Consider the following 10,177-nt stretch of genomic DNA (forward strand, 5'->3'; position numbering starts at 1 on the left):
CTGTAAATCCAGCCGGGCAGTGGGAAGACGGCTGCGGTTCGCCTTGCAGTCAATCAGATGGAGAGCGACTAAACTCCTCACCATGCGTATCCTTGTTGCTCTGCTCGCGCTGGGCCTGGGCTCGGCCACGGCGGCTCCCGGTCAACTGACACCTCAGGCGCTGGCGACCGCGCTCAAGCACAAGTCGTTCACGCTGATCAACGTGCATGTGCCGTTCGAGGGCGCTATCGCGGGCACCGACGCCTTCATTCCCTTCGACGCTGTCAAGGGCAGTGCTCGCCTGCCGCGCGATCACAAAGCCCAGATCTTGCTGTACTGCCGCTCCGGGCGGATGAGCGCCATCGCCCACGCCACTCTGCATTCTCTGGGGTACTCGAACGTCCGCGAGTTGCAAGGCGGCTTCGACGCCTGGACGCAGGCGGGCTTCGCGCTTCTGCCCAACAGGCCCTGAGCAGTGCTAACCGCCTTGGCGCTGCTCAGGCATGTTGATGTGCTCAGGGGCGGCCACTCAGGGTCGTGACCGTCTGGGTGCCCTCCAAACTGGCGACGTACTGCACGGTGCCGCTCGGTCCCTCCAGAAACGCCGCGTAGTTACCGGGGCTGATCGGGTCGTCGGTGGTCTGGCCGTAGCCTTTCGACTTGAGCACGTCCAGCAGGGCCTTGGGCTGCCACCCTTCGGCACGGTAACTTTCGACCCGGCTTTGCCCACTGCGGACTTCCTGCCGGTAGGTGCTGCTCGGTGGGCACTCCGGGCTAAATCCGGTAGGTAGTGGCGCCAGGCCGTTCCAGAGGGTGCCGGGCTGCTGGATGCAGTACAGCGCCCCACTCCAGCGGCGCTCGGTCTTCAGCCACACCAGCGCCGCAGCGGCGCACAGCACGGCCAGCAGGGCAACCCCAGTCCAAATCAGACGCGGCCAGACCCAGCGCCGGGGAGCGCTGTTCAGGAGCTACCCGGTCTACTCACGCACATGCTCCAGGGCGCTGCCGATCAATACCGTGACGTGGTGGTCGAGCAGGCGGTAGTAAGCGATGCGGCCCTCCTTGCGAAAAGTGACCAGGCGGTGAGCGCGCAGGAGCCGGAGCTGGTGACTCACCGCGCTCTCGCTGATGCCCACCACGGCGGCCAGATCACAGACGCACAGCTCACCGGTATTCAGGGCGCTGAGCAGCCGCAGCCGGGTCGGGTCGGCCACCGCCTTGAGCAGCGCACTGGCGTCGTCCACATCCCGCTGATCGGGTAACGCCAGCCGGGCACGCTCTACCGCCTCCGGGTGAACGCAGGTGACCTCGCAGGCGCCTTCCTGAGAAACGGTTATCATTTCTAGAGGATAGCCGATGCTCAGTACCCCTTCCGGTTAACCCATTCACACCACCTCGTCGGAGAGTAAATCACAGGGCACGCGACCCTGTTCGACCTGCACCGTGGCGTGTTCTACCCCGAACTGCTCGTGAAGTTCGTGCCGAAGATGCTGAAGACCCTCGTCTGGGAGCCCTCGCGGCATCACCAGATGCACCGTCAGCGCGGTCTCGGTGGTGCTCATGCCCCAGACGTGCAGGTCGTGAACACCCGACACGCCCGGCTGAGCACTCAGGAACGCCTTCACCTCGTTCAGATCCACACTTTCCGGTACGGCGTCCAGCGCCAGGTCGAGCGATTCGTGCAGCAGCCCCCAGGTGCCGTACAAAATCACGGCAGCCAATACCAGACTGACCACCGGATCGAGCCAGTTCCAGCCGGTCAGCAAAATCACGATGCCGGCCACCACCACGCCCGCCGAAACCAGCGCGTCGGCGAACATGTGCTGATAAGCCCCGCGAAGGTTGAGGTCGCCTTTGCGCCCGGAGGCGAACAGGTACGCTGTGACGCCATTGATGGCAATCCCCAGCGTCGCCACCCAGATGACCGTGCCGCCTGCCACCGGAGCGGGCTGGCTGAAGCGGTGGACAGCCTCCCAGATGATCGCTCCCAGGGCGACGAGCAGCAGCACGGCGTTGGTCAGCGAGGCCAGAATGCTGCTGCGCCGCAAGCCGTAGGTGTGCTTCAGAGACGGGCGGCGTCTGGCCACCAGGTAAGCTCCCCAGGCGAGCAGCAGGCCCAGCACGTCGCTGGCATTGTGCCCGGCATCGGCCACCAGGGCCAGCGACTTCGCCAGCGTGCCGTAGACCAGCTCGAAAATCACGAAAATGGTATTCAGACCGATGCCGATGACGAAGGCCCGTCCGAAATCGGTGGGGGCGTGGCTGTGGCCGTGCGAGTGTCCGGCATGATCGTGAGCGGTGTGGTCGTGCGTCATAGAGCTACCCCTTTCAGGTCGAGAGTTCGATCAGGTACAGCGCCACGAAGCCCGCGAAGAAGGCCGCCGTGATCAGGGGGGTCTCCTTGACTTCGTGCGCCTCGGTGAGCAGCTCCTCAGTAACGAGGTAGAGCAGGGCCGCTGCGCCGAACGACAGTACGATCTCCAGCGCCAGACCGCTCAGTCCCTGAAGCAGCGTGCCGCCCAGCAACGCGCCCACGATAACCGCCAGGCTCAGCCCCACCACCGTCAAGATGATCCGGCGCCTCGGTTGCCCCGATTGGCCCAGGCTGGAGGCCACCGAGACGCCCAGGAACAGCAGTTCCAGCGTCAGGGCCACGATCAGCAGCACCCCGACCCTGGCTCCAGCGGCAAAACCCACCCCGATCAGCAGGCCGTCGATGAAGACGTCGATGCCTACTGCCGTGATCAGGCTGCTCTCGCCCTTCCCGCCGCTTTTGCGCTCTAGAGCTTCCGCGAATTGCCGCACCGCCAGAAGCACCAGCACGCCGAGAGTGAAGCCGATCACCACGCCGACCGGCTGATGCCCCCTGGTGATCTCAGGCAGCAGTTCCCCAGCCACCACGGCGAATACCACGCCCGCCGCGAAGTGCTGCACGAAACTTCGCAGCCGTTCTCCAGGCACGCGGTAGCTAGCGACCACCCCGCCGAGGATGGTGGCGGCCACCGGGATCAGCGTCAGCGAGAAAACCTGTGAGAGGGGCGTAGTCAAGAACAGCCTGGGTTACGCATGAACAGAGGTGGCAAGCGGGGCGGGCGGGCCTGCCCTCATCAGCGTCTTCGGCTTCCAGCCGAGCAGCCGCAGGGCGTTGGCGGTCACGATGGCGGTGGCCCCGGTGTCGGCCAGGATCGCCATCCACAGGTTGGTGTACCCGAGCAGCGTGGTAACCAGGAAGACCGCTTTCAACCCGAGCGCGAAGGCGATGTTCAGCCGGATGTTGCTCATGGTGGCGCGCGACAGAGCGATCAGCTCCGGCACACCGGAGACCTGTTCGCGCAGCAGCGCGGCGTCCGCCGTTTCCAGCGCCACGTCGGTGCCGCCGCCCATGGCGATGCCCACGTCCGACTGCGCCAGGGCGGGCGCGTCGTTGATGCCGTCCCCGACCATCGCCACGCCGCCGTGAGCATGCAGGTCGGCGATGAAGCGCAGCTTGTCCTCGGGCAACAACTCGGCCCGGACTTCCATCCCCAGATCGGCGGCGATGGCCTGGCCGGTGCGGACGTTGTCGCCGGTTAGCATCACCGCCCCAATCCCCAGGGCCCTGAGCTCAGCGATGGCGGCCCTGGCGTCCGGGCGGGCCTCGTCGCGCAGGGCGATCAGGCCCAGCACCGCCACCCCATCTAGCAGCAGCACGGTGGTGCGGCCCTGCGACTCGAAGGTGTCGATCTGGGACCTAAGCGTGGCGTCCAGGGTCGTCAGGCTGGCGGCGTGGCGCGGTGAGGCGACGCTCAGTGCCCGGCCCTCCACCACGGCGCTGACGGCTTTGCCAGGCAGCGCCTGCGCGTCCGTCGCCTCCGGCACGCTGAGCTTGTGCCCCCTGGCCTCGCGGGTGATCGCCTGGGCCAGCGGATGGTTACTGCCCGACTCCACCGCCGCCGCCAGACGCAGCACCTCGGCGCGCTCCACACCCATCCCGACGATATCGGTGACGACCGGCTTTCCGGTCGTCAGGGTACCGGTCTTGTCGAAGGCCACCGTTTTGATGCTCCCCAGGGTCTCCAGGGCCGCGCCGCCCTTGATCAGCAGGCCGCGCCGGGCGCCGGCGCTGACCCCGCTGGTGATGGCCGCCGGGACGCTCAGGACCAGGGCACACGGGCAGCCGATCAGCAGCAGGCTGATGCCCTTGTACAGCCAGGTGTGCCATTCGCCGCCCAGCAGCAGCGGGGGAGCGACCGCCACCAGGGCCGAGACCGCCACCACGCCGGGCGTGTACAGCCGGCTGAAACGGTCGATGAACCTGGCGGTGGGGGCCTTGCTGCCCTCGGCCTCCTCGACCATGTGGATGATCCGGGCGATGGTGTTGTCGGCGGCGGCCCTCTCGACCTCGACGCTCAGCACGCCGTCGGTGTTGATACTGCCAGCGAAAACCTGATCGCCGACGGTCTTGAGCACCGGGACGCTCTCGCCGGTCACCGGGCTGTCGTCGAGGCTGGAGGTGCCGCTGAGGATGGTGCCGTCGGCGGCCACCCGGTCACCGGGGCGCACCAGGATGGTTTGCCCGACCTGGAGCTGGGCGGCCAGGACTTCGCGCTGCTGCTCGCCGTCAAGCACGATGGCCGTCTTGGGCGCCAGTGCCGAGAGCGCCTTGATCCCGGCCCGCGCCTTGCCCGCCGCCACGCCTTCGAGCAGCTCGCCGACAGAGAAGAAAAACACCACCACTGCGCCCTCTGCGGCCTGACCGATCAGGACCGCCCCGATGGCGGCGACACTGACCAGCATGTTGATGCTGAACGGATCACCGAAGCGGGCGCTGGCGACCGCCTTTTTCAGCAGCGGCCAGGTGCCCAGCAGCGTCGCAGCGACGTAGCCGTAGACCGAGAAGCGCGGCTCGATGAAGCCGAAGAGGTACGCCAGGGCCAGCAGCGCGCCGGAAAAGACCACCAGCTTGCCCTGAGCGCTGGCGTACCAGGGCCTGTCGCGGTCTGCCGGGTCGTCATGGCTGTGGCCGTGCTCCCCTTGCGGGTGCGCGGCGTGATCATGGCCCGCATGTTCATCGGCAGCCGGGAACGCAGGCGTCGGTGTGCTCAACACCGAGGGAGCGTAACCGAGCGAGCGCAGGTTCTTCTCCAGTTGCTCACGCGGCGTCTGCTGCTCATCTAGGGTCAGGCTCAGGGTCTGTTTATTGAAACTGGTCTTGACCTCGGCAGTGCCCGGCAACGTGGCCACCATACGCGCGACCTTCTGTACACAGGTCGCGCAGTCCATACCGTCAACGAAGTAGTCGAGTTGTGACGCCGCCGCTATGCTGGTGGACGGCGCTTTCAGTACAGGGGCCAACACACTCGGCGCGTAACCCAGCGCCCGGAGGTTTTTCTCCAGTTGCTCGCGGGGCGTCTGTCGCTCATCCAGACTCAGTTGCAGGGTCTGCTTGTTGAAACTGGTCTTGACCTCGGCAGTGCCAGGCAGCGTGGCCACCATGCGTTCGACCTTCTGCACGCAGGTGGCGCAGTCCATGCCGTCCACGAAGTATTCCAGGCGAGCGGGTGAAGTCGTCATGTCGGAAGTATATCTGAGCAGATACTCAGGCGTCAATCCAGATGATGAATGCCTGTTGTCACAACGCACATCTGAACAGACATTCAGATAAATATGCTGAGAACTCAGGAGGAACACCCATGACCATGCAAAGCCAGATCAGGGAACACATGCCCGTGAAGTGCGCTGACGGCAACAACCACGGTGAGGTCGACAAGGTTGACGGCGACTACATCAAGCTGACCAAAGACAATTCCGGCACACACCACTGGTTGCCGTTGAGCGCTGTCGATCACGTTGACGAGCATGTTCACCTCAAGCTCAGCCATGAGCAGGTTCACCAGCAATGGCTCAGCGAAGATCCCCACCCGGAACATCGTCAGTAATCGAGTAGAAATTTAAGTGGGAGCTTTGCGGCTCCCATTTGTCGTTGCCGTTTCCTGGCAGGTGAATGGCTCGCCCTACCGTGGCGGCTCTCTGAATTCACATACCATGCTCGGGTGAGACACCTGATCCTCTCGTTGGCATTCTCAATCGGGGTGGGCGCCGCTGCCGCGCCCTACGCCCAGCAGACTAACTTCGGCGTGCCGGTCCTGGCGATTCAGGCCGCGCAGCGCCAGACCAGCGTGGCGGCCACCTGGCAGCCGCTGCCGACCCCGACCGGCAAGGTGCTGGAAGGTGCGCCTACCGAGGCGGCGCCCTTCAACGAGCTGATCCCAAGCTGGAACGTGACCCAGCCGGGGGACAGCAGCGTCGTCATGGAGGTCCGGGTGCGCCGCCCGGAGGGCCGCTGGACGCCGTACTTCAGTTTCGGCACCTGGCGGGCTGCCGGGCCCCGCGCCAGTTCGCCCGTTCGGCGCACCGCCGACGGCACCGTGAACACCGACACCCTGAGCCTGCCCTACCGCAGCACCGCCTTCCAGTACCGGCTGACGCTGGGAGCGGGGTCCGAGGTGAACTTGCTGTCGTTCAACACGGCGGATACGGCGCTGCGGCTGCGCGACCTGGGCCGCGCGGGTCGGGCGAGCGCCTGGAACAAGGTGCTGAAGGTGCCGCAGCGCTCGCAGATGATCTACAAGGGCGGCGGCGAGGTCTGGTGCAGCCCCACCAGCGTCAGCATGCTGCTGGCCTTCTGGCAGCGGCCCGTGCGGGTGCCGGACGCCGCCAGGGCGACCTTCGATCCGGTGTATGACGGCTTCGGTAACTGGCCGTTCAACACCGCCTACGCCGCCACCCAGGGCATGCAGGCGGCGGTCACCCGGCTGGGCAGCCTGCGCGACGCCGAGAGTTACATCTCGCAGGGTTTGCCGCTAGCACTCAGCATCCGCTTCAAGGCCGGGGAGCTGCCCAACTCGCCGATCTCGTTCTCGAATGGGCATGTGATGGTGCTGATCGGCTTTGATCCGCAGGGCAACCCGGTGCTCAACGATCCGGCGGCCCGGAGTGACGCGGCGGTGCAGCGGACCTACCCGCGCGCGATTTTTGAGCGGCTGTGGCTGACCCACTCCGGCGGCATGGCTTACGTGATGGCGCCCCAACCCGGCGGTTAAGCGCTCATGGCGAGAGCAAGCCAGAAACCACTGAGAAGACGCCGAAGCCGCTGGTGATCAGCAGTACGCCGCCGACCAGCACAGCGGACCCGCCGCTGAGGCGGTAGGGCGGCGGTAGACTGGTGCGGGCCAGCAGAAACAGGAACCCCAGCACCACCGGCAACAGCAGGGCGTTCATGACCTCCACGGCCACGCTCAGCCGGATCAGGTTCACGCCCGAGATGACCACCGCACCGCTGCCGAGCAGGGCCACGCTGTAGACGGTGTAAAACCAGGGGGCTTCGCGGGGCCGGTCCTCCAGCGAGCGCCGGAACCCGGCCACCTCGCCCACGCCCCAAGCGGCGGCCAGTGAGACTACCACCGCTGCCAGCAGCGAGGCCCCCAGCACGCCCAGCGCGAAGAGCAGCCTGCCGCTGAGTGGCCCGAGCGCTCGGCTCAGGCCAGAGGCGATCTGTCCGACGCTCTCCAGCGACTGCGGCGCGCGCCCGGTAAAAGCTGCTGCTGTGGTGATCAGCACAGCGGCCATCACCAGTTGGGTGATCAGGGCACCCCAGGCGGTGTCCCAGCGGGCCAGGCGCAGGTCCTGGACACCCAAGCCCTTATCCACGGCGGCGGACTGCTGGTAGAAGACCATCCAGGGCATGATCACCGCCCCAACGTTGGCGGCGGCCAGGTACAGCAGGTGCGGGTTGCGCCAGGGAACACTGGTTATGTCTCGCAAGATCGCTTCGCCGCTGGGATGCGCGGCCCAGACCACGCCCAGAAAGACCAGTTCGAAGGCCCCCAGGATCAGGGCCACCCGCTCGACCCGGCGGTACGAGCCGGTCCAGGCGATCAGCAGCAATGCCAAGACGGCAGGCCCCACCGAGGCCCAGGCCGGGAGGCCGAACAGGGTGCCAACGCCAGCCACGCCCGCGAACTCGGTGACCAACGCGCCCAGGGAGGCCACCGCCAGGGTGGAGACCGAGAGAAGGGCCCAGCCCCGACCGTAGCGCTGCATGATCAGTTCGCCGTGACCTTTGCCAGTGACCAGCCCCAGACGCACCGTGAGTTCTTGGACGATGAATAGTACTGGGATCAAGGCCAATTGGAGCGGCAGCAGCGCGTAACCCCACTGGGCACCGCTCTGGGCGGCAGTGATTAGACTGCCCGCGTCGGTGTCTGCGAGCATCACCACCAGACCGGGGCCCACGACCCCCAGTAACCGGGCCAGAGCACGTGGGGGCGTGGACGCCTTCACGCGGGACTGCTATGGAGAGCGGCGCCGGTCAACACGGGCCGGACTATATAGGGCGGCCCGGTGCGCCTCGGTAAGCCCCGGTACACAGGGCGCCAGTTACCTGGTCCCGCACTCAGCGTAATTTCCTTAAACGTCGCCCAGCCAGAGACAGGGCGGAGTTGACCGTCTCGGCGGCCTGAATGGCTGTGGTGGTTGGTGGCGTTTCCCGTTCCATAGAAGTGTGCCAAGCCGGTGGCTCTGTTAAGATTAAATTTCGGTGCTGTGGTCTTTGATCCCTGTCGCCCAGATGACCGTGTAGGTGCCCAGTCGTTCAAGGTTGGTCCCGAGTTTGGAGCCGCTGCCAGGCCGCTGCTCAGTCTGCTCGACGCGTCCGCTCTGCACGTGACCCTAAAACGGGCAGCCTGGGCGACCCCCAGTATGTGTAGGTGCCGGGCACTCACGCCCCTGGAACATCCCAGATAGTTCTCGTTGTGCTGCCTGTAGGTCCAGCGGCCCTCACCACTGCCGATCAGCAGAGTCCAGCACCGGAACCGGCCCAGATGAACGGCGGCGAAGAAGCCTGCCAGGCCAGCGCCGACGATCACGCACTCTCACAGGGCTTCAGCTTGGCTGGCTGGCCCAGGGGTCAACCGGCACTCGCGGGCTGCAACGTCTCCAGCAAGCACATCAGCAACTCCTCGGCCTGTTCGTAGCCAGGGCGCAGGTAGACCGTGCCGAAGGTCGCCCAGTCCTGCACCGCCGCCACCTCCTGACCGTCGCCGCGCAGTTTGAGATGCGGGTAAGCGCCGTACTCGACGAAGCAGCCGAAGTTCTGGGCGACCGTCTCGAGCGCCAGGGTGTTCGCCTCGCTCCAGACCAGGATATAGGGCAGCGCGAAGCAGGGCTTGCCACAGGAGCCGCCCAGGCCGATCAGCGGCAGTCCGGCCACGCTGGGCGCCTGGGCGCGGCCCCTGGTGCGCTCCAGAAAGACCTGGCGGTCCAGGGCGAGGTCCTTGCTGGGCAGTTTCTGGGCGGCGACCCAGGGGCCGATGGCGAGCTTGCTCATATGGGCTCTCCTGCCGGGTTGACCTTGAAAGGTTGGGCGGTTTGCCGATTAAGCGGCCCCGGCTGTACCGGGGGCCTGAAGCCGCGCAGGCGCAGCGCGTTGCTGAGCACGAAGACGCTCGACAGGCCCATCGCCGCCGCCGCCAGCACGGGACTCAATCGCCAGCCGAGCAGTGGGAAGAGCACACCCGCCGCCACCGGAATCAGCACGATGTTGTAGGCGAAGGCCCAAAACAGGTTGAGCCGGATGTTGCGCAGCGTGGCCCGGCTGAGCGCCACCGCGTTCGGCACGCCGCGCAGATCGCCCGACATCAGAATCACGTCGGCGGTCTCGACGGCCACGTCGGTGCCGGTGCCGATGGCCAATCCCACGTCGCTGACGGCCAGCGCGGGCGCGTCGTTGATGCCGTCTCCGACGAAGGCGACTTTCTGGCCCTGGGCCTGGAGCGACTGCACCGCCTCGCTTTTGCCAGCGGGCAGCACCTCGGCCAGTACGGTGCCGATACCGAGCTGCCGGGCAATTGCGTGTGCGGTCCGGGCGTTGTCCCCAGTGATCATGGCGACCTTCAGCCCCTGGGCCTGCATCGCCTGCACGGCGGCCAGACTGCCTGCCTTGATAGGGTCGGCCACCGCGATGATGGCGGCGAGCTGGCCGTCCACGGCGGCGTACAGCGGGCTTTTGCCCTCGTCGCCGAGCCGGGCGGCCTGGGCCGCGAAGCTGCTCACGTCCAGACCGAGTTGCGCCAGGTAGCGGTCGGCGCCGACCTGTACCCGGCGACCTTCGACTAAGGCGCTCAACCCGAAGCCGGGAACGGCCTCAAACGCATTCACC

General features: G+C 66.4%; 11 protein-coding genes. 3 read left to right on the forward strand and 8 right to left on the reverse strand.

All coding sequences use genetic code 11. The features are described from left to right. Window positions 1-82 precede the first annotated feature (82 nt). Window positions 83-451, forward strand: coding sequence for a rhodanese-like domain-containing protein (locus Q0R23_RS15605; protein WP_293914444.1), 369 nt, complete (start codon window positions 83-85; stop codon window positions 449-451). A 43-nt stretch (window positions 452-494) separates the two neighbouring features. Here Q0R23_RS15605 and Q0R23_RS15610 read toward each other — a convergent pair whose 3' ends face one another. The 5 genes from Q0R23_RS15610 to Q0R23_RS15630 all read right to left on the reverse strand — a co-directional run bounded on the left by Q0R23_RS15610 (window position 495) and on the right by Q0R23_RS15630 (window position 5,532). Further along, entirely contained in the window at window positions 495-878 is a 384-nt protein-coding gene (locus Q0R23_RS15610) for a hypothetical protein (protein WP_293914446.1), read from the reverse strand. A 78-nt stretch (window positions 879-956) separates the two neighbouring features. Beyond that, entirely contained in the window at window positions 957-1,319 is a 363-nt protein-coding gene (locus tag Q0R23_RS15615; RefSeq protein WP_293914448.1) for a metalloregulator ArsR/SmtB family transcription factor, read from the reverse strand. 45 nt (window positions 1,320-1,364) lie between these two features. Further along, complete coding sequence (locus tag Q0R23_RS15620; protein WP_293914450.1) at window positions 1,365-2,294, reverse strand: cation diffusion facilitator family transporter; 930 nt, start codon at window positions 2,292-2,294, stop codon at window positions 1,365-1,367. A gap of 13 nt (window positions 2,295-2,307) precedes the next feature. Then, entirely contained in the window at window positions 2,308-3,027 is a 720-nt protein-coding gene (locus tag Q0R23_RS15625) for a transporter (RefSeq protein WP_293914452.1), read from the reverse strand. 12 nt (window positions 3,028-3,039) lie between these two features. Continuing rightward, window positions 3,040-5,532 carry a heavy metal translocating P-type ATPase gene (locus tag Q0R23_RS15630; RefSeq protein WP_293914454.1) on the reverse strand — a complete coding sequence of 831 codons (2,493 nt, stop codon included), beginning with the start codon at window positions 5,530-5,532 and terminating at the stop codon, window positions 3,040-3,042. 119 nt (window positions 5,533-5,651) lie between these two features. Between Q0R23_RS15630 and Q0R23_RS15635 the strand changes: the two genes are divergently transcribed. Both Q0R23_RS15635 and Q0R23_RS15640 read left to right on the forward strand, forming a co-directional pair. Then, window positions 5,652-5,897, forward strand: coding sequence for a DUF2171 domain-containing protein (locus Q0R23_RS15635; protein WP_293914456.1), 246 nt, complete (start codon window positions 5,652-5,654; stop codon window positions 5,895-5,897). A gap of 114 nt (window positions 5,898-6,011) precedes the next feature. Further along, on the forward strand, window positions 6,012-7,061 hold the full coding sequence (locus Q0R23_RS15640) for a peptidase C39 family protein (RefSeq protein WP_293914458.1): 1,050 nt from the start codon (window positions 6,012-6,014) through the stop codon (window positions 7,059-7,061). A 4-nt stretch (window positions 7,062-7,065) separates the two neighbouring features. Here the strand turns inward: Q0R23_RS15640 and Q0R23_RS15645 are convergent, their stop codons facing one another. The 3 genes from Q0R23_RS15645 to Q0R23_RS15655 all read right to left on the reverse strand — a co-directional run. Then, window positions 7,066-8,253, reverse strand: a complete 1,188-nt coding sequence (locus tag Q0R23_RS15645) for a divalent metal cation transporter (protein ID WP_293914460.1) — start codon at window positions 8,251-8,253, stop codon at window positions 7,066-7,068. A gap of 673 nt (window positions 8,254-8,926) precedes the next feature. Further along, window positions 8,927-9,346, reverse strand: a complete 420-nt coding sequence (locus Q0R23_RS15650; protein WP_293914461.1) for a hypothetical protein — start codon at window positions 9,344-9,346, stop codon at window positions 8,927-8,929. Next, the coding region (locus Q0R23_RS15655; RefSeq protein ID WP_293914463.1) for an HAD-IC family P-type ATPase at window positions 9,343-10,177 on the reverse strand (835 nt) is incomplete at its 5' end. The genes Q0R23_RS15650 and Q0R23_RS15655, both read right to left, overlap by 4 nt.

Origin of the sequence: Deinococcus sp. (assembly GCF_025362455.1) — a bacterium.
Lineage (GTDB): Bacteria > Deinococcota > Deinococci > Deinococcales > Deinococcaceae > Deinococcus.